Annotated in this window: 14 protein-coding genes and 1 riboswitch; of the genes, 4 read left to right on the forward strand and 10 right to left on the reverse strand. The window is 55.7% G+C overall.

Annotated elements, in window-relative coordinates:
- Positions 1 to 14: 14 nt before the first annotated feature.
- The 3 genes from AC0YOA_RS24595 to AC0YOA_RS24605 all read right to left on the reverse strand — a co-directional run bounded on the left by AC0YOA_RS24595 (position 15) and on the right by AC0YOA_RS24605 (position 1,999).
- Positions 15 to 794: a hypothetical protein gene (locus AC0YOA_RS24595; protein ID WP_475788876.1), complete on the reverse strand. Its 780-nt coding sequence runs from the start codon at positions 792 to 794 to the stop codon at positions 15 to 17.
- A 208-nt stretch (positions 795 to 1,002) separates the two neighbouring features.
- Positions 1,003 to 1,302: a hypothetical protein gene (locus AC0YOA_RS24600; protein WP_475788877.1), complete on the reverse strand. Its 300-nt coding sequence runs from the start codon at positions 1,300 to 1,302 to the stop codon at positions 1,003 to 1,005.
- A gap of 97 nt (positions 1,303 to 1,399) precedes the next feature.
- On the reverse strand, positions 1,400 to 1,999 hold the full coding sequence (locus tag AC0YOA_RS24605) for a beta-xylosidase family glycoside hydrolase (RefSeq protein ID WP_475788878.1): 600 nt from the start codon (positions 1,997 to 1,999) through the stop codon (positions 1,400 to 1,402).
- A 155-nt stretch (positions 2,000 to 2,154) separates the two neighbouring features.
- On the opposite strand from AC0YOA_RS24605, the gene AC0YOA_RS24610 reads away from it, so the two are divergent.
- Positions 2,155 to 2,715: an N-acetyltransferase family protein gene (locus AC0YOA_RS24610; RefSeq protein ID WP_475788879.1), complete on the forward strand. Its 561-nt coding sequence runs from the start codon at positions 2,155 to 2,157 to the stop codon at positions 2,713 to 2,715.
- 10 nt (positions 2,716 to 2,725) lie between these two features.
- On the opposite strand, the gene AC0YOA_RS24615 is transcribed toward AC0YOA_RS24610, so the two are convergent.
- From AC0YOA_RS24615 to AC0YOA_RS24625, 3 genes are all read right to left on the reverse strand, one after another.
- Positions 2,726 to 3,646, reverse strand: a complete 921-nt coding sequence (locus tag AC0YOA_RS24615; protein WP_475788880.1) for a helix-turn-helix transcriptional regulator — start codon at positions 3,644 to 3,646, stop codon at positions 2,726 to 2,728.
- 178 nt (positions 3,647 to 3,824) lie between these two features.
- On the reverse strand, positions 3,825 to 5,165 hold the full coding sequence (locus tag AC0YOA_RS24620) for an APC family permease (protein WP_475788881.1): 1,341 nt from the start codon (positions 5,163 to 5,165) through the stop codon (positions 3,825 to 3,827).
- 80 nt (positions 5,166 to 5,245) lie between these two features.
- Positions 5,246 to 5,353, reverse strand: a riboswitch (guanidine-I (ykkC/yxkD leader).
- Positions 5,354 to 5,638: 285 nt separating this feature from the next.
- Positions 5,639 to 6,379, reverse strand: coding sequence for an SDR family NAD(P)-dependent oxidoreductase (locus AC0YOA_RS24625; protein ID WP_475788882.1), 741 nt, complete (start codon positions 6,377 to 6,379; stop codon positions 5,639 to 5,641).
- A 140-nt stretch (positions 6,380 to 6,519) separates the two neighbouring features.
- Between AC0YOA_RS24625 and AC0YOA_RS24630 the strand changes: the two genes are divergently transcribed.
- A complete protein-coding gene (locus AC0YOA_RS24630) occupies positions 6,520 to 7,419 on the forward strand; it encodes a LysR family transcriptional regulator (RefSeq protein WP_475788883.1) in 900 nt (299 codons plus the stop codon).
- A gap of 152 nt (positions 7,420 to 7,571) precedes the next feature.
- Here the strand turns inward: AC0YOA_RS24630 and AC0YOA_RS24635 are convergent, their stop codons facing one another.
- Positions 7,572 to 8,354: a YheC/YheD family protein gene (locus tag AC0YOA_RS24635; RefSeq protein ID WP_475788884.1), complete on the reverse strand. Its 783-nt coding sequence runs from the start codon at positions 8,352 to 8,354 to the stop codon at positions 7,572 to 7,574.
- A gap of 410 nt (positions 8,355 to 8,764) precedes the next feature.
- Here AC0YOA_RS24635 and AC0YOA_RS24640 point away from each other — a divergent pair, with 410 nt between their 5' ends.
- Together AC0YOA_RS24640 and AC0YOA_RS24645 are read left to right on the forward strand one after the other, a co-directional pair.
- Positions 8,765 to 12,970 carry a hypothetical protein gene (locus AC0YOA_RS24640; protein ID WP_475788885.1) on the forward strand — a complete coding sequence of 1,402 codons (4,206 nt, stop codon included), beginning with the start codon at positions 8,765 to 8,767 and terminating at the stop codon, positions 12,968 to 12,970.
- Positions 12,967 to 15,207, forward strand: a complete 2,241-nt coding sequence (locus tag AC0YOA_RS24645; RefSeq protein ID WP_475788886.1) for a hypothetical protein — start codon at positions 12,967 to 12,969, stop codon at positions 15,205 to 15,207. Before AC0YOA_RS24640 ends, AC0YOA_RS24645 begins: the two co-directional genes overlap by 4 nt.
- A gap of 152 nt (positions 15,208 to 15,359) precedes the next feature.
- On the opposite strand, the gene AC0YOA_RS24650 is transcribed toward AC0YOA_RS24645, so the two are convergent.
- The 3 genes from AC0YOA_RS24650 to AC0YOA_RS24660 all read right to left on the reverse strand — a co-directional run bounded on the left by AC0YOA_RS24650 (position 15,360) and on the right by AC0YOA_RS24660 (position 19,819).
- On the reverse strand, positions 15,360 to 16,322 hold the full coding sequence (locus AC0YOA_RS24650; protein WP_475788887.1) for a phosphotransferase family protein: 963 nt from the start codon (positions 16,320 to 16,322) through the stop codon (positions 15,360 to 15,362).
- Between the two features lie 179 nt (positions 16,323 to 16,501).
- The gene (gene fdhD, locus AC0YOA_RS24655) at positions 16,502 to 17,290 is read right to left on the reverse strand and encodes a formate dehydrogenase accessory sulfurtransferase FdhD (RefSeq protein ID WP_475788888.1); all 789 of its coding nucleotides are present in this window, start codon (positions 17,288 to 17,290) and stop codon (positions 16,502 to 16,504) included.
- Between the two features lie 174 nt (positions 17,291 to 17,464).
- The gene (locus AC0YOA_RS24660) at positions 17,465 to 19,819 is read right to left on the reverse strand and encodes an FdhF/YdeP family oxidoreductase (protein ID WP_475788889.1); all 2,355 of its coding nucleotides are present in this window, start codon (positions 19,817 to 19,819) and stop codon (positions 17,465 to 17,467) included.
- Between the last annotated feature and the right edge of the window lie 369 nt (positions 19,820 to 20,188).

The following is a 20,188-nucleotide window of genomic DNA, read 5'->3' on the forward strand; positions in this document are numbered from 1 at the left end:
CTCACTCCATTCCTTCAAATTGGCATGTCATACAGCTGATCCTGATAGTCCTGCTTGAAATAAGCGGCCTGCTCCTTCTTGAACAGCCGGTTGTACTCCACGGTAATTACGTAGGCATCGTAGGCCACAAAGGTATAAAGAGAAGGAAGATTAAGAAACCATTGAATGTTCAAATCCGCTTTGGCAGCAGCAAAGTGAAATTCCATGCTGTCATGGATGGCGGGAAGAATGCCGGAGAGATAAACTACGCCCATGAACCAGCCGATGAAGATGCAGGCTGATGGAAGGCAGTTGAGATAGATATGCCCGAGACCGGGAGCCAGGATGGACCACAGGAGCGACATCAATGGCTTTCTCTTTGCCAGATTGTTCCTCTCCAGAAAGGATATATTTTCTGATAAGACGTTGAAGCCTTCCGCGCTGCTCAGCACATAATCATGGTTGTACTGGACCGTTTTCTTGTAGACGTCCCATATAGAGAAGAGATACGCCGTTATGTAAAACAAAAACCACTCCGTATCCAATGCCTGGACAGCCAGCTCAAATTGACCGGTCATGGAGTAGAAAATAGCCATATTAATTCCTGCCGCATAATTCACGACGGATTCCCAGAGAATCAAAATAAATGCAGTGATATTCTTGCTCAGCATCATATGGCCCAGTCCGGGATAAGCAGCAGACCACCAGGCGACGACCCAGGGATTCCGGACATGCATAAGATTAATATTATAGGAACTGATATAGGCGGAAACGTATCGTTGGGACGACTTGATGCCATTGTTTTTGGAGGGCATGATCGGGTGGACTCCTGTTGGTTGTATTGGAATAAGGTTATCTTTGCCACATCCCGTGCAAATATTCCGGATCAGCCAAAATCCCGCTCTCGCGGATTCACGCAAGGCGGGATATGCTGACGGAGTTGTTATCCAAAAAAAAGAAGCGCCCTGTGCCTCCCAGGACCGCTTCTTCCATTTCAGAAAGAAAAAAGTTGTACAAGATGTCCTAATGCTCGTCCAGCTCTTCTTCCTCCGGTTCATTGCCGACCCCATTGAGCAGGTCTGTACCATGGAATTCCTCCTGCGGCGCAGCCGGGTCAACAGGAGTGCTGTCGACATCGGCTTCCGCCTCGGCAACTCTATCTTCATCCGCCTTCAGGACCGCATCGTAGGGATAAACCTCCAGCAGCTCGTCCACATCGCCCTGAACCTCATCCTCCGGAATTTCATCGGCAAACAAGCCGGCATGCTTATCAATATCACGCTGTGTGACCAAATCTTGATCTTCGCTGATTTTCTTATCCATTCGGGCGGCCTCCTTGATAATTTATAGGCTATCGGGTATATATTACCCCGATTGTCCAGATCTTGAACGCCAGCCATGGATTTTCTTGCCGCGTTGGTTACAAATCCATTAGCTGTAAGCCCGTAAACGCCGCCCAGCGCGCCGGAGTCTCCCCGCCGCCATGCGAGCACAGACCGGGCTTGAATGCTCCCGGTTCAAGCCCGGCATACCGCCCCATCTCCGTCCAGATGCCGTCTTTGCTCTCCAGAAAACGCGCCGCCGCCTCATTCCCGCTCCAGTCCAGCTGAAGCCGGATTGTTCTGGTATCCGTTGCCATCTTGACAAGGCTGAGAACCCGGGTTGCCCCTTGAACCTCGACGGCCAGCACGACCACATGCTCATCGTTTACAAGCTCCTTGACCAGCTTGATATAATTATCATCATCCGCATACAGCAGCAGTCCCGCCTGCTCCGAGTTCCGCCCCGGCGCCAGCGTTACTTCAACTTCCAGTCGGACAGCCCCCGTAAGGCCCTCGCTGCGTATGAGAATATTACGCGCGTTATTGCTGTCTTCCCAGAGACTTCCCGGAAGAGCCGCAATATGCAGCGCTTCCCCCTCTGACCTCCATCCAGCCTTGTCCTCTCTCAGCCACCGGTAACCTTCTTCTGATAAACGGGAAAAATGGACTTCGTTTGCCGCTTTGTGCTGAGCTGCCATCCCTTTCACTCCATTTCATAGTATAGAATCATAAACAATAACCGCAGATGACCCGTTCCTAATCTCGCAGCTTCAACTATTATATTATAAAAACATTCCACTGCCTTGCATTCTTCCAGAGCGCAGGAGCCGCATATCCAATGGGAGGTTACCGTATGATTATTCGTCCAGCTGCACCGGAAGATGCCGGGCAGGTCATTCCGCTGCTTTATGATGCGATCGGCAGTATTGCTTATGTACTGACCGGAACCGATAATCCTGCATCTGCTATCCACGCTATGAGCGAGTGGTACAAACAGCGCAACAATCGGCTGAGCTATGAAAATGTGCTGGTTGCCGAGAAGGACGGTGAAGCGGTCGGAGCAGCCTTGTTCTATCATGGCAGCCGGATCGCGGAACTGGACCAGCCTCTGCTGGAGCGGCTGGCCGTCAGGAAAGGCATTGTTCTTGGCAGCTTCCCGGCGGAGTCGCGGGAGAACGAATTTTATCTGGACTCGCTCGCAGTGAATCCCGCTTGCCGGGGACAAGGAATTGGCAGCCGGCTGATGCAGGCGTTCGAAGCCGCGGCCGCCCGGCAGCAATATGACCGGGTCGCCCTTATTGTCAGCTCAGACAATCCCCGGGCCAGGAAACTGTATATGAGCCAGGGCTATGTTTCGGACGGGCAAATCGATATTGCGGGCGCTGACTACGATCATATGGTCAAGCGCCTGTAGGGGTTTGGAATCATGATTGATAATGCAGCATCATGTTCTCCACCTGCCTCCGCAGCTCGGCAATTAATTCGGGCGAATCGGCTACCGTCACATATGAGCTGTAGCTGAGAATATTCTGAATGGCCCGTTCCAGTGAAGAATAATGGGCATTGACCGACAGCGTGCCATCCGGATTCTCGGTAACGACATCAAAGCCGAATTCATCTCTCACCCTGGTCTTGACAGCGGGATCAAAACGCAAAACAGCGCTCACCTTTGCGAAATTGGCCTGACTCATAAACCGCCGCTCGACATCCTGCAGGGTGTAATTGCGGCGGATGAACGTATCCGGCAAATTGGCAAGCTTGTTGATGCGGCTGATTCGGAATACGCGATAATCCGATCTGGCGAGGCAATAACCGTACATATACCAGACGTAGCCCTTCAGAAAGATCCCCATGGGCTCAACCGTTCGCTGCGTTTCTGTCCCTTGGTTATCCAGATAGTCGAACCTGACCAGCTGCTGCAGTTTAATCGCCTGATGGATAGGAGCAAGCTTGTCCTTATCGTTGGGGGTCGGGGTAAAATCAAGATCGACTTTATAGGTATCGGCAGACTTTGCTTTACCTGGCATCAGAGCTCCTATTCTCGTGAGCAGTCCGTCGATGTCCGGGTTGTCCGTTGCGGAACGGGCTCCGCGCAGCGCGCTGCAGATCGATGAAAAGTCTTCAAGCGACAGAATCTGCTTATCCAGGCGGTAGCCGGGCAATATCTCGTAGCCCCCATCCGAGCCGGGAAAAGAAACGATCGGAATGCCAGCCAGATTAATCGAATCCATATCCCGGTAAATCGTCCGCAGAGAGACCTCGAACCGTGCAGCCAGCTCCGTTGCGCTGACCCGGGTCTGATTCAGCAGCGTCATGGTGATGGCGAGCAGTCGATCCAGCTTCAAGCTAAGCACCTCCCTCACCTTTATATATAATTTTATAATTTAGATCACAATTATTTTCTTCTACAAAGCCGATGAAATGACCTTCTTCTCAACGAATTTGTCGAGAAAGCCCGTCTGGAGGAAGAAAGGGTCGAACAGATGAAGCCTGCCCGACCCTTTGAGATAGCTGCGTTTTGATCTAGATTTGAGGCTCCACGGGTCTTGGCTTGAGTCTTTCCCCGGCTGCCTGGGAAGTTCTTGTCCGGTATAGATGATAGACAATACCAAGCAGCATCCATAAGGAGCCTGCAAGAAGCGCATTCCGGTCCAGCTGGAACAGCAGGTAAATGATAAAGCCGGCCCCAAGGAGCGGTGACACCAGATAAAGCAGCGTTTGCTTCAACGAGCGCTGGTTGTCTTTCAGATAACGTTTTGCGATAACGGACAGGTTGACGAAAACGAAGGCGGTCAGCGCGCCGAAGCTGACGAATTTAACCGCGGCGTCCAGACTGATCGTCAGAGCCAGCAGCGATATGACGCTTGTAATGATAATATTGCGTGTCGGTGTTTTGAAGCGCGGGTGCAGGTAACCGAATATCCGCTTGGGCAGAATCGAATCCCGGCCCATCACATACAGCAGTCTCGAAACACTTGTAATCGACGTCAGTCCCTGGGTGAAGATCGCCAGGATCAGAATCGTGATGAACAACGCGCTCAGCCCGGCTCCGCCGACCATTCTCACCAGTTCGAAGCCGGCTGAATCCAAATTGACAAAGGAAAGCTGCGGATACGCCAGCTGCGTCAAATAAGAAGGAATCAGGTACATGATTCCTGCGGCAATAATGATAATGAGGATGGCCCTTGGAATCGTCTTCCTGGCATCGACGGTCTCTTCCGCCATCGTGGTGATAGTGTCGAAGCCCAGAAACGAGAAACAGATAATAGAAGCGCCAGCCAGTATAGTGGAGAACGGGATCCCCGCATGGACAAACGGCTGCAGCGGATGAATAGCTTCCGCCCCGGTCAGCCCTTTGATCAGGAAGAAGCAGAATACGGCGATGAATGTCAGCTGAAGCAGGACGAACAGCTTGCTGATAATCGCAGAGAAGTTAATGCCGATGATATTGACGATAGCAAGTGCCACGTTGAGCAGAACGATCCAGACAAAGGTCGGGATGGAAGGGAATTGCGCGTGCAGATAGATGCCGAAGGTCAGACAAGCGATAATGGGCGAGAATAGATAATCCAGCAGGAGCGCCCAGCCGACGAGGAAGCCCACATAAGGATGGAGCGACTTTCCGGCGTAGGTGTAAGCCGAGCCTGATGCGGGATAGGTCCTGGCCATAACGCCGTAGCTGCGGGCGGTAAAGAAGATAGCGATAACCGCAATCAGGTACGCCATCGTCAGCATCCCCCGCGAGGTATCATAGGCAATGCCGTAGACGGTAAAATAAATCATCGGCGTCATCCAGGCAAGCCCCAGGAAAACAACCTGAAACAAGGTTAAGGTCTGGCGAAGCTTTACTTCTTCTTTCATCATCTCTCTCACCCTTCGTCAAGGACTGACAGGCCCTTCAGGCACCGAAAATAAAAATGCCCGGGTGATATCATCATCTGATATCCTCCCGGGCTTTTGTCCCTCCGTGTACACAGCAAAGGCCCTGCTGTGCGTCTTCTCTTGGACCGGACCGGTGGCATGCCAACCGCGGAACCCTAGAAAACTTGTGAATTATTCATATTTGATGGCAGATTAACATACATTCTTGTCTGAGTTGGATAAGCATCGCCATGCATTCATATTTTATGTAAGATAATATAACATAGTAAACAAGGTTTTGAAAACCTTTTTGTTTTATTATTTTTATTTACCTAACATAATATGTTATATATGACCTGGGTAACCCACTAAGAAATCCGGTATTTCCGGTTAATCCGCTGCGGGTGCAGATGAAAAAAAGCAAGCCATTTACGGCTGAGTTCCGCCGTAAATGGCTTGCTTGTCTCAAATATCCGCTACAACGTCTGCCCGCCGTCCACCGTAATGATTTGTCCGGTCATCGATTCCTGCTCCAGAGCGGCGCAGATGATGGCGGCGATATCCTCTGGCGTCGTAATGCGCTGCAGAAGCAGCTTTCCGCCCAGTTTGTGCATCTGTTCCTCCCGGCCTGTCCACCATCTTGTCGCGACTGCTCCCGGAGCTACGCTGCTGACCCGGATCTCCGGCGCCAACGCGCGGGCCAATGATTTCGTAAGGCCGTGCACCGCCGCTTTGGATACCGCATAGGGCAGGGACGAGCCTGAGCCGGTTAGTCCCGCTATACTGCCCAGATTCACAATCGCACCCTGCTTATTTTTCTTCATCCAGGGGGCGACGGCGCGGGCACAGTAGAACATGCCTTTGACATTGACGTCATACAGCTCATCCCAAACATCATCCACTGCCGCCTCCAGGTCATCAAGAGGAATATGCCGGGTAATGCTTGCATTGTTGACGAGCAGATCGACAGAACCAAAATGCCGGATAATGACGTCCACCATCTCCCGCACTTCTCCGTCCCTGGAGACATCCGCCCGAATCGCGATTGCGCGCCCGCCGCCTTCGGCAATCAGCTGTACCGTCTCATCCGCCTCGGCCTTCGAGCGGGAATAGTTGACGGCTACTGCTGCTCCCCTCGCAGCCAGCAGCAGGCTTACCGCCCGGCCGATTCCGGTGCCTCCGCCTGTAACAAGAGCCACTTTGCTGTTCAAATCCACTGCATTCCCTCCTTGTCTAAGTGTAGGCTTGGTCAGTATTAAATCTTGGCTTTATTTTAAAGGGTTATCCCGATTTTGTATAATTGAATAAATTGAAGACTTTGTTCAAAATACTTGAACTCGCAACGGAGGTTACAAGGATGGATATGAAAGCTTTGAATACCTTTCACAGGATCGTGGCCTGCGGAAGCTTCCACAGCGCCGCCGAAGAAATGAATTACGCCCAATCCACCGTAACAATGCAAATACAGAAGCTGGAAACCGATCTGGGCGTACAATTAATCGAACGCGGGAAAAGAATCCGGCTGACGGAGGCAGGAAGACTGCTGTATGAACAAAGCCTGCCCATCGTCAAGGATCTGCAGCAGCTGCAGAATCGTCTGGCCGATTTGCAGCTTGGGGAGGCCGGAATGATCCGCCTCGGAGCAACTGAGCCTGGCGCCAGCTGCCGGCTGCCCGCCCTGCTCGGGAAATTCATGAACCGGTTCCCCAATATCCGTATCTCCGTTGATATCGCCAGCACACCGGCTTTATGCGAGCAGCTTCTCCACGGAACTCTCGACCTTGCGCTTTGCTCAGCTCCCGAGCTTGCTTCCGGGCTGTATTTCGAACCTTTATATACGGAGTCGTTCGTCGTATTGATGCCCGAGGGACACCCGCTTGCCAGGCAATCCGTCATCAGACCGGAGAATTTCCGTGGGCATCGTCTGCTCATTACTTCCATAGGCTGCCCTTACCGCCGGAAACTCGAGATAGCGCTCCAGGAATCAGGCACGACCGCTATCGACACGATGGAGATCGGGAGCATGGCCGCTCTGAAATATTATGTCGAACAAGGGCTTGGAATCGCCCTTATCCCCCGGATTGCCTTGAATCCCGCCCCGGCCGGAACCACTATACGTTTGCTGGACAGCCCGATTACAGACATGACCTGCGGCATCGTCTGCAGAGCCCCGGATTATCCGCTGAAGCAGGCTGGGGCGAGAGTCTTCCATTTTCTTAAGACAGAGCTGCAGGAACCAAGCGGCAGCTTGACCTGAGGAGCGTCCCGTTTCCTGTTGAGTACCCGAACAACAAAAACGGCTCATGCCCGCTTGCCCATGACAGAGCCATTCTGCTTAATCCGGATATTCCGCCGCGTACTGCAGCTGCTGCCGGCGTTCCGAACGATCACCCTTTGCATGACGCTGTTTCAATTCGCGCTGCGCCTGCCATAGCTTCTGGCAAACGACATCATACGACGGTAAGCGGACGGGTAGACAGCCTTCAGCGCATGGAACTGCGGGCTATGGGAATTGACCTCCAGAATCCACAGCCGATGCCTGGGGTCCAGGGCCAAATCAATACCCAGCTCATGCATGCCTGAGCGCCTGGCACTCAGTACCCTTGCGATATTCAGGGATTTGGCCGTTATCCGCTTCAGGCAAGTGCTCCGCTCTGCGGATGACATTCCCTTTTTGCGCAGCAGTGAATGGAGGGGTTGCATATTGGCGCCTTGATAGAGGTTGGTAACAATCCGCTTGGGCGCTCCAACCCTGGCCACTATTCCCGTGCATACCCAGGAGCCTCCCGGCTTGCGCTGGACCATGCTGCGGATATCATACGGCCGTTCGGCAAGCCGGCCCAGTTTTACAGCCTGTTGAATGATCATTTTCTGGCCTCTCTGCCCGGCTTGAATATGGCGGAAGACGGAAGAAAGATTCCGGAAAATTTTTCTGGTCTGCCTTTTATTGCGGGAAGATAGCAGCTCATAGCCTTTGGACATCCGATTCAATTTATAGACGCCAATGCCAAGCGAACCGATATCCGGCTTGATGTAAAGCGATGAATACCGCGCGGACATGGAGCACAATTGGGGCAAGGTCAAGCGGACAGTGTACGGAACATATTCCCTGAGCGACCTGCTTGCCGACAGGTATTTGCAGACGCGCAGCTTGCCCCAGATCGTATTGCTTTTATAATTCTTTCGATTCAATGGTTTCACCTCCTGATACTATATGCCGCTCGTATCAGGGGCAATTGTGCAACCGTACAGATCCGGCGCGGATATCTGATCCGGTCATCACCGGCAGGGACAGGGCGAATCCCCCGAGGCTGCCGCTTGTATAATCCAGCTTCATTCGACAAGCAGGCGAAGAAGGGGTCGGAATGCACATGAGAAATAGGCTGAAAGTTGGACCCGCTACGAGTCTGGACGACTATATTTCTCCTTCGTGGCGATATGTTATATTGAACTGGAAAATGTTAAATTCCCTTGATTTCTATCTCCCGCTTCCCTTCTTTCTCCCCCTCCCTTGTTCATACCCGACGGCTTCGCTCATCATGCCGCTGCCCGATGACCCCTCTTCGTCCAATATAAGGCGCAAGCGCGAGAGGAGACTTATTATGTTCGAATGGTTCGAGAAGCTGATCCGGGATATGATCTGGAAAGCGATCGCCGATTTTGTGGAAGCTCTTCCAGGAATGGCGGAGGACAAGCTGTATGAGTTTCTGAGAGGTCTTAAGGCAGGGGAAATCATCTCTCCTTCGCCGCTGATCAAAATCATCGCCGTCAACGATCTGGAAGAGACGATCACCCTGCTTCTGCGGGGGCCATTCACGTTCTCCGGGCTAACGGCGTTCATGCGGGTGGAAGTGATTGTCTCGCGGGCACGCGGGGACATCCGCATAACAGGCGAGGATCCGCCAATCCGGATCACGCATTGGCAGACGGTACTTGGGGACCTGACTATCGGGTCAAAAGACAAATACAAGGGAAGCCTCGGCTTCGGCTTTGACGCGCAGCAAAACAGCTGGATGGGCCAAGGCTCGCTGAAGCTGATTCCGCTCAGCATAGGCGCGGCCATCTATGGGGGATTCAGTGATCGCGGGCTGGTGCTGGGACTGGACGGGGAGCTGCCCAAGGGCGTCTCGATTCCGCTTGGGCCGACCGGGCTTGGGCTGCGGGGAATCGGCGGCGATTTTGCATACAATTTTGTGGCCCGCCTGGAGAAGGAGGGACTGCCGATCGCTGAGCCGACAGCTGCCGATTATGTCAAATGGGCGCGGGAAACCAGCAACATCGACCGCTGGATGGCCGGCCCGATTGATCAAACCTCGGTAGGTGTGGGAATCCGAACGGTGATATGCACCAAGGCCGACGAAGGCTACGCCATTGAGCTGAATCCCGTCGGCTTCGCCTTCCTGCTCCCCGGCGGCACGTTTATTTTTGGAGGGAAGGGCGTCCTGCTGAAGCAGAAGGGTTTTGGCGCCGAAGGATACTTTGTGTTTGACGCAGAGAGCGCCTCGCTCGCCCTTGGAGTAGGCGTCAATATCGATCTGGAGCTGCTGAAAGGCAGCGGCCAGCTGGATATCTTCTTCTCGTTCTCCGACCCCACTGCCTGGTATCTGGATCTGGGTACGGAGAGCAAGCCGGTGAAGCTGGAGGTGCTGCAGAAGATTCCTGTGATCAGCCTGCTTTTCTCGCAGAAGGCGGAAGCGTATCTTCGCATCAATCATCATCGCATTGCCTTCGGCGCGACGCTTGCTATCGGCGGAACGTTTGAAATCGGGGATATTCTGAAGCTCATCTCCAAGCTTGCCGTCTCGCTGCATGCCTATATGGGCTGGGACCCGCTGCTGGTGAACGCCCGTATCAAGGTACATGGCGAAATTGGCATAAAAGTGTGGAAATTCGAATTTATTCTCAGCGGAGATGCCGAAGCGGAGGTATATTTTCCAAGCCCGACTCTGTTCCGGTTCGAGATCGCAGGCAAGCTGAACCTCCCATGGCCGATTCCCGATGTTCCCTTCAGCAAGTCCTTCGGGGACGATATCGTGAACCCCCCCTCCATATCCTCGCCGCTTGCCGCCGGAACCTATATCATTGGCGGAACGCCGACGGTTCAGAAGCAGCCGGTTGATGCCATTCACGTCATCAGCGACCTGCAGTGGAATCTGGACACGGACAAGCCTTGGCCGGATTTGGAACTGGTCGTGCCCTTCAGCAGGCGGGTAACCGACCGGACGGGCAAAGTGGAAGCCAGCCAGGCGGTCAGCCCGTCTGTTCAAGGCGGCTATACGGTGACGGACGAGCTGCTGGAGCTCGAGCTGACCGACCTGGTCCACGCCATTCCGGTACCGGATGTGCGGGCGGTTTGGGCGGATGGGCCGGGCGGCGGCATGGCGCAGCTTCATGTGCTTGGCTGCGACCCCTATGCGTGGATGACCTCGAAGCTTGACAGCTCAACCTTCCCGCTTGATTCTCCCGCAAGGACTGTCGATACCTTCTTCGGATACGGGCCGCCCCAGCTCCTGCCTGTGCAGCCACGGCGCTTCGCGTCGCTTGAGCTGACGCCTGCGGCTGAGGGGGACCGTCTGCTGACGGCGTTCAAACCGGACATTCCGACGCGGATACTGCAAACAAGCGGCTTTACCCTCCAATTTGCGGCAAATGGCGGCGAATCCCTTCAGGTCTCGAAGATCGTGCTGTTCCTTATTCTCGCCCGGTCCACACGCTTCGTGAATTATCCTTCGCTTGTGTCTGAAGACGGGGCAGCGGCGGTTTTCCAGGACCACGGCGCCGTCTTTCAGAACCTGCGGCTTGTCTCAGCCCGGTTCGATTTCCCGGCTCCTGTCGATCAATTCCGCCTGCGGGCGGCATCCGGGCGTCAGCCCCTTTACATTTATGCGATCCGTTATCTGGAGGCCGCCAAATCCTCGACAGGCATCTTAAGCAAGAAGCTGCTCATGCCCGGCCGGTACCGCCTTCATATCAAGGGCGCGTCAAAAGCGGTCCATCCGTCCGGCGGCGGCGCTTCCTCGCCCTTCCCGCCTTCGAGCCCCGTGGAATGGTTTTATGACAAAGAGTTCGAGGTTGCGTATCCCGAAACACTGCGTCCTTATATTTATTATTCCACCTTCGGCGATATGAAAATCTTCGCCAAGGCTCAGCATCCCTGGACGCAATGGACGCTGAATACGTGGGATCCGACCCAATTCGGCTTCGGATTTCTGCTGTACAAAGGCTATAAGACTGCCGTCCGTTTCATGGTGCCGTATGTCAGCGGCATCTTTGCGGAGACGCCGCTTAAACTTCGCATCACCTATGAGAGCGGAGGCGAGTTAACAGAAACCCTCACGCCCCTGCCCGCCGCCGACGGCGCCAGCTCGCTTCCCCCGGAGAGCCGCAGCTGGCTTGCCGCTCACGGAGGAACCGCTGCTCCCGATCAGGAAATCGTGATGAATTCGCTGCCTGGAGAATCCGGACCGGCCAAGCTGACCATTCTGTTCGAGCATCCTCAAAACGGAGAGGTCCGCATCGATGAATGGTCCGGCTGCGTGTCTGCTTTCATGGGCTTCAAGGCTCATCTGGCCTGGCCGCATACGGGCTTGTCCACCTATTATGACAGTTCAGGCAGGCACAGCGTCGCCGAGTGCCCTCTGCCCCAATCAGGCAGGCCTGTCAAATACGGTAAAATCGACCCTGTCCGTCATTACCGCGGGGCCAGCGGCATCGGCAATATTGTGCTGAACAAGCGCCTGCCCGCGAACCCGCTGCTTTCTATCGATGATCTCACGCCGATTGCGGACTTTCCAATCGTCACCACTCCGCTCACTCCCTTCCCCGATGAACTGGAGGCGCCGCCAAGCCAGTGGAGACTGCCAGCCCCGCTTGCTTCCCAGATCGGTCCGCTGAACGAAACCTCCGCCCTGCGCTTCACGAGGTTCGCAGCAGAGAGCGGAGCACTGTTCGGCCTCGGCGGCACCGCGCTGGCCGATATTAACGATACGGTCCCGGCGACCACGGTCGAAGCGGTCTGCGATGCCCAGGGGAGACCGTACGCCATATGGCTGCGCACGCCTGAACCTGTCGATTGGCGGCGGGTGACGCTCACCCTCGCTATCCGGCATGTCGAGCCGGCTGCCGGATGCCCGACCGGCTATACGCACCGGCGTGCCTTGGAGCTGGAGACTTCCGTGCTGCCCGGATTCGACGGGAGCTCCGCTTTTCTAACCGGATCGTTAGGCGGCATTCCGACACGGCTGCCGCGGGGCGACTACACGCTTAAGCTGACCTTTGATCCTTTTAGAGCCGGACTGCCCCGGCTTTACCCCGGGGACTCCGCTGGGCCGCTGCCGGAAACGGCTGTATTACGGTTCGTGCAGCCGCTTGGTCTCACCTGGCCGCTGCCTTCCGCCCGGCCTCCGTTCCCATGGGATCTGCCGGACATCCCAATACCGGTCCCTGGTCCAATCCCCGGACCGATACCTTTTCCGGAACCCGGTCCTTTTCCAATACCTGGTCCTGTTCCGTTTCCAGTAGTCAATCCGGGCCGGATGGCCGAACCGTTAAACGATGCCAGCCTCCGGCAGGCAGATGACCTGGTGCACAATGTTCATACCCTGCAGAACCTGACAGTATATGCAATCGGGAATATCGAAGCGGGGAGCAGCGGAGGAAATACAGGGGATACGGAGGATTCCGGTTCTGATGGAGCACCTCCGCCGGTTGATGCCGACAGGAAAGCTTTTATTCATCTCCCGCTGCCCGGGGAGTTTCCAAGGGTTGATTTGACATCCATAATCGAATCAGGAGGCGATAAGCCATGACGATTTATTTGTCATCGATTGGCTGGTTGGGCGAAACACCGGCAGGCAACCGGCTGCGCTGGCATTTTCCGCTTAGGAAGCTTGCGGACGGGGGCGGATACCGCGGTTTGCCGAAGGCGGTCATTATTGAAAGGGCCCCCCTGAACCTGCGGATGGTGCCGTCCCGGGTATCCCTGTCGATTTATCCGCTGGGCTGGTGGGACTTGCTGGGAAGCCAGTCGGTGGGCGGACTGCTGCTGGCAGATGAGTTCAAGCTCCCCGGGCCGGCGCAGGCAGTCACCTTCGTTTGGAGAGGGGCGCCTGCCCGGATCGAGTTTCAAAATTCGCAGACCGGTGAGCTCGAGGCTATGCGTTCGGTGTCGGACGGCACAGTTGTCTATGTCGAAGGACAAGCCATGGATACGGTTGCGATGCTCGGCACGGGAGGGATGCTTGAGGATTTGCGCATGCTTGATTTATTCCGCGACCGCCAGCTGAACTGGGAACGCATCGCTGAAATTGCCGTGGAGAAAAGTCTTGATGCCGACTTGAATACAGCAGGCAAACGTTATGGCCAGCCCGTCACGCTGACGGAGGAACAATGGGCCGATATCGTCCGCACCGGGCAAAAGGCACGAGCCTCCGTTCCCGCGGATGCCATCGCCGGGGAACCCACGGATTGGGAATTGTTCGAGCTGCTGCTTGGACTGCGCTGGGAGATTGCGCTGCTCTGCGGCTTTGCTTACCATGATGGACCGGACACAGCCGGCAGCGATCTGGACAATCAGCTCGCAGCGCCACTGGAATCTCCGGATCACTTTGGGTTTGCCTACCGGATTCGCGATGCGGACAGCGGGGAAACCAGCAATGTGACGGTTGTGATGCCGACAACGGCCGCAGAACTGGGAATTCCAGACATGCCCCAGTATATCTCCGCGGAAGTGCGCCTGCCGGAAGCCGTATCCCCGCAGCCCGCCGTGCCTGTTTCGATCAGCCGGACACTGGCAGCCTTCAAGCCTCTGCCTTTTCTGGAGGACCGCTTCGAAGTGCGGTTAACCCATCTGACCAGGCAGTCCGACATTAGGGCTCATGGCGTGGAGCTGGAGGAGATCGTCACTGCCAGCCCTGTGACAGGAGAGCGTGAGCTTAACCGGACCTTCTTCAACCGCTCCCGGCTGCCGGAGGACCCGCCGCTTGTCTACTCATCCGCCCGCTCCTTCGACGTCAGCTTCCCCGACGTGCTGCTGCAGTCCAGAGCACGGGCCATCGACGGCTGGGACCGCGTCAGCGGGTATTCCGCCTGGACGCCGCCAACGCCGTTGACGCTGCGGCATGATCCGCCTCCGCCGCCTCTGGAATCGGCCGCTTATGAATCGGGGATAGCCCGCATTATGCGGCGGACCGATATCCCCGGCGAAGCGGACTGGAAGCCGGATTCACTCGTCCGGCGCACGGGAGGGAGGCTGGTTATTTACAGGCAGAACGCCGCTCCGCGGACGACGGACGCCGGGTTTGGCAGCGCTGTTCCAGCCGGCGACGGCTTATACTGCGCAGCCGTAACGGGCGTGAATGCGCTCAATGATTTTATCGGGGGCATATTCTCTACCGGCGGTGTGACCGAGAACATTGTTGCCGTTAGCGGAACCGACATTGTCTTCCGTGTTTCCGGGAATGCCGGCTCGGGCAGCATGGCTTTCGGCTCCGGGTCCGGCAGATTGGTGCAGGACCTCAAGCATCCTTCCCTATGGGTGCAGGCGGCGGATTTCCCGGCCGACAATCTGCCGAAGGAGCTGATCTTCAGCGACCCGCTTCCTCCGGCAGCAGCAACTGCTGTCGTTACCTATATGGCCAGGCTGGCCTATTATGGCCGTACCGGCCCGCCAGGCGGAGTCGTGAGGGCGGTAAGGCTGCCGGCAATTCCCGACATTCCGCCGCCATTCACAGCAGAGCTGCTTGGCATCGATTTCTTTCAACGGACACTGCTGAAAATCCGCTTCACCACGCCGGCTGCTTCCGGCCGCTATACCGTTTGGTGGTGCGACGGCGCTGCGTCACCCGAGGAGCTGGTGCGCCGCGGCTCGCCAGGCACCCATCAGGCGCAGGAAGCGCAGAACGGCCTTCATCTGTACGAGACGCTGGCCCTGCCTATTCCGCAGCATATGGACCGCCTCATCACAATTGGCGTCCAGCAGGTGAGCGAGGGCGCCGTCAGCGGATTTGCCGTCATTCCATTCCCGCTGCCGGCGCTGCAGGCTTAGCGTTCCACCCGCAAACCGATCATTGCGGCAGCTGCCAGCGCTGCTGGATCCATACAAATTATTCCTGCTCATGTTCATTATCCCTCGAAACAGCACAAAGAAGCTGTAATGGCGTCCAATTCATTACAGCTTCTTTGTATGGTCCAGACGGGTTATAACCAGTCTGCACATTGCTCCAGACTTGCTGTAGTCTCCTTCAGCTGCTGCTCAAGCTGAGCACGCGGCCATCTGTCGTCATCCCGTGCAAGGTCGCCCTGGATTAGGCGGAGCATCCAGATGGAGAAGATGGAGGCAAACAGCATGTACTCCCTCATAAAAGCCGCCGCATTCGTTCCGGATAAATAACCCCTGCTTTCAGCCGCCTCCAGATACGCTTGCAGAATTGCATTGCGGCTGTCCGCTGTCATTCTCTTCGGAAACAAGGGATGAGACATATCGATCATATGATACAGATCCCATAACGGGGAGCTCAGGTGGGTGTGCTCCCAATCCAGCACGACCAGCCGGCCCGCTGCAAGGGCATAGTTGCCTGAATGCAAATCGCCATGGGAAACAACCCGAAGATCCCGGAAAACGGTCTGCGCCATAGCTTCGTACAGGGTCTCCAGCCGCACTCGCGGAATAGACACATCCGATAAAGCCTCAATCGTTTCGGCTTGATCACGAAGAAGCTCGCCGACGATCGCTTCAATGGGGGGCTTGGGCCCCCTAAGCGGCGCATGGAACAGATGGTCCGTACTAAGCGAATGCAAGCCTGCAACCTGTCGGGCCAGCTCTATGGCCACCGGTTCCCGAAATCCGTGCTCCAGATGGCCGAGGTCTTCGAAAATGATGGTGTGCCGTCCGGTTTGAAGATTGAAGGAGCTGAGCAGCATTCTGGGGTAAATGGGAGGAAGCGACGGCAGGATGTGATCGTAGACCCATTTTTCTTTTCCCCACTGGTCATCATTCGTTAACGGCTTATAGATATAGCTCTGCCCGGGCAAGATGTAGATCCGTTCAACCGCCTGCCCGTTCATTCCCCGGTATATGATTTCCCGCCTGCTGATCAGCTCGCTGTTCAGCGTTCCGTCCGGCAGCATCACACCCTCAGGCAGTTTGGGTTCTGCTTCCATGTCATGACACCTTTCGTTTCTCATGGTTAAACTCTATTTTCTTAGTCTACCACGCGGACGGCCAAATTTGAATTTGCCAATCCTTAATCCGGGAAATCGGGGAGCATGAAGCCATGCCTCGGCAGTGCTGAATATTCGAGTGTAGGGGTTGCTTTTAAACAACCGGATCGCCGGGGCCGCTAAGTGCGTATCCGCTCAGGATGGGTATACACATTCATGCTGCCGCGGCGTATGAACCCCGCACAGGTGATGCCGAGATCCTCGGCAAGCTTCAGGGCCAGATCGGTGGGAGCGGACTTGGACAAAAGAATGCCGCAGCCGATCTTCGCCACCTTCAGCACAACCTCGGAGGAGAGGCGTCCGCTGAACGCAATGATTTTGTCCCCTGCCGGTATGCGGTTCTGCAGGCAGTGGCCATATATTTTGTCCAGTGCATTATGACGTCCGATATCGGTTCGTACAGCGATAATCCCATCCGACGTGCAGAGCGCCGCATTATGGACGCCCCCGGTCTGATGAAAATCCGTCGAGCTCTCCTGCAGCAGCCGCATCAGCTCCAGACACTGCTCCGCCGCAATTGGATGACGGCTCATAATCGTTTTCGCCGTCCTTGCGTCATTGTGAAAATAAAACTGCCTGCTCTTGCCGCAGCAGGACCCGATAAACCGTTTGGAATGGAACTCCTTGCCCGTCGATTGCTTGATATGAAGCTCGGCATAAGCATAACCCCGATCCTCGTCCAGCGTTAAGGATTTCAATTCATCGAATGTCCGGATTACGCCCTCGGAGGCGAGAAACCCGACAATCATATCCTGCAAATCGCTTGGCGTGCATACGATTGTGGCAAATTCCTCGCCGTCCAGACGGACAGTCAGCGGCATCTCCGTCGCGATTTCGTCATCCTGCTCCTCATGCTGACCGCCGTTGAACCGGATGACGCGCCATCCGGTAGTTACCTTGTTATCCACGCGCTGCACCTCCTTTCTGCCAACGCCTTTATAAGGCCGATGATTCACTGCCGGAACAAGTGGAGAACGTATTCACATGCACAGCCAGTCTATTGGGCCGGCCGGGCGTTTGGGAACAGCTCATATCAAGCCTTGTGTACCTGCCGGTTTCCTGGCAAAATGCCAGCTGTACGATCAAGACGGTATATCCATCTCCAGCTCATCAATCCGCTTCTCGACATATTTGGTATCCTTCAGCGCATGGAAGGTCTCGGCCTTCTCGATGATAACCGAGGTATTATATTCGGGAATACCCGCTTTCGGCTCATAGACGCCCTTGTGGAACAGCACATTTCCCTCCGGCCAGAACAGTTCAATATTGCCCGCGGCGATGTCCGCTTTCTTCGCCCGGGCATGCATCAATCCGCTGCGGTTATAGATCACGACAGCGCTGCCTTCGACGATCCCGAGCGCTGCGCAGTCGACGGCATTCATCAGGACATCATACCGGTCCGCCCCGTTGAAAGCATCGGTATCGCTGTACACCATGGAATTGAACTGCTTGCCGCGGCGGGTGGTCGCATAGAAATTCCCCTCGGGCTTACGCAGCTCCGGCAGCTCGATCGCAATGAGATTGCCCTTGCCGTCTGGCGTTGGACAGAGTCCATCCTCACACAGCCATGCACCCCCGTATTGAAAAACATCGCCCTTCCCCTGCAGCTTCTGGATGCCGTTATACGCGGGGGCCGCCTTGGCAATCTCCTCGCGAATGGCAGCCGCGCTCGCAAATGCCGCCCGATTATGCTGTCCGGGCTTCACTTTGGCCGCAAGCTCCGCATAGATCTGCCACTCCGCGCGCGCCTCCTCCACCCTTGGGCCGGCAATCTCCGGCGAGAAATAAACCATCCGCTCCGTCGATGTGGAGGTCCCTCCCCCCGGCTGCTCGTACCGGGTCATCGCCGGCAGCACAATCACTTCCTCCTGCGCGTCCGCAAGCGTCGATGTGTTCAGGACGATGTCCTGATGGACGCGAAGGTCCACAGCCTCCAGACATTCTCGCACAAACTCCGGGTCGGGCATGGTCTCAAGAAAATTGCCGCCGGACGTATAGAACACCTTCAGTCTGCGTTCATGATCGTCAGGAAGCTGCGTATTCTCCAGCGATACCCCCACGATATCCCCCTGCCAGCGGGGGAGCTCGAAGCCCCACACCTGCTCGATCCGCCCGATATCGTCCCCCTTGAATTCACCGCCCGGCAGACTGAAGGGATCGGCTCCCATCTCGCCGGAGCCCTGCACGCCGCTGTGTCCGCGGATGGGCATCAGACCGCAATGCTCACGCCCAAGAAACCCGCGCAGGAGAGCCAGATTGGCTACCTGCGAGATGTTGTCCGTGCCAAAACGGTGCTGGGTCAGCCCCATGCTCCATACGAATACCCCGGACTTCGCCCCTGCCAGAAGCTGCGCAAATTCGCGCATCCGCTCCTTGGTTAGTCCCGACGACTTCTCCAGCAGCCCCCATTGCTGGCCCATCACATGGGTCCGCAGCTCCTGAAATCCGTTCGCATGCTCCCGTACAAAATCATGGTCGATTGCCGAGCCCGGCTGCTCTTCCTCCATTTCAAACCAATGCTTCATCACGCCGTGCATGAACGCAATGTCCCCGCCGATATTGACCTGATAAAAATCATCCGCGAGCTTCGTTCCAAACAGCGCCGATTCGGCAATAGAGGGAATCCAATAGCCCTCCATCGCAGGCTCCCGGTAAGGGTTGATCACGATGATTTTGGTCCCGCGCCGCTTGGCCGCATACATATATTTGGTCGAGACCGGCTGGTTATTCGCCGCCACGCTGCCCCAGAAGACCAGCACATCCGTCCCAATCCAATCCTTGTAATTGCAGCTGGATGCTCCGATGCCTACGGAGCGTTTCAGTGCCGTCTTGGATGGCGAATGGCAGATGCGCGAAGCGTTGTCGATATTATTCGTACCGATGAAACGAGCCGCCTTGGCGGCGGCATAATACACTTCATTCGTAATGCCCCGCGCAGTCAGATAGAAAGCGAGCTGCTTGGGATCTATGCTGCGGATTTTAGCGGCGATCCGATCAAGCGCTTCATCCCAGGAGATGCGGCGGAACGAGCGCTCCCCTTTGCGCCTTAGAAGCGGATACGGCAGCCTTCCCAGCTTGCGGAGCGCGGTGCTGTCCAACTTCCGCAGCTCATCGATGTCCGCATGAAGCAGCTCCGGCCTGATCGCCGGCATCGTGTTCAGGCGCAGCACATTCAGCCGCGTCGTACACAGATGCGGGCCGGTCAGCGTCTGGTCGTAAAGACCGGATACACCAAGCGCGCAGCCGTCGCAGACACCCTGCGTCAAGATGCGGTAGGCATACGGAAGATTATCCCGATTGTCCCATACCACCTTCACCGTATCCCGAATGTGATGCGGCTTCAATTTGCCCAGGCCGAACGGCGCCTTGCCCACCCACAGCTTCGGGTCCGGCTTGCTCGGCAGCTTGATGCGGCCCGAATGCAGTGACTTTCCCATATGATTCATCTCCTCTTGCTTCATGAAATAATACAAAACCAGCATTCGCCATCCTCGGTGGCGAAGTTGGCCCCCTCAGATAATTGGATCCACGAAACCCCGCTGCCCGAAACACCCTCTAAGCAGGTTTGATCCTGCTTAGAGCATGCCTCCACCTCTGTACGGATGCTCCAGCACGGTAAAACCTTACTGCAGCTGCGCCGCGATTCCTCGCGAATGCCCGAAACAACCTCAAAGCCGGCCGAGATTTTCTTCCTTCTGGATACGAATCATAGAGCCTCGAAGAAACGTGTAACTTTCTATCGTTTAAAAATAAAAAGCCGCAGGAAAATGATTTCATCACGAAATCATCATCATGCGGCTGGTCCT

Source organism: Paenibacillus sp. JT22N12 (assembly GCF_056269365.1).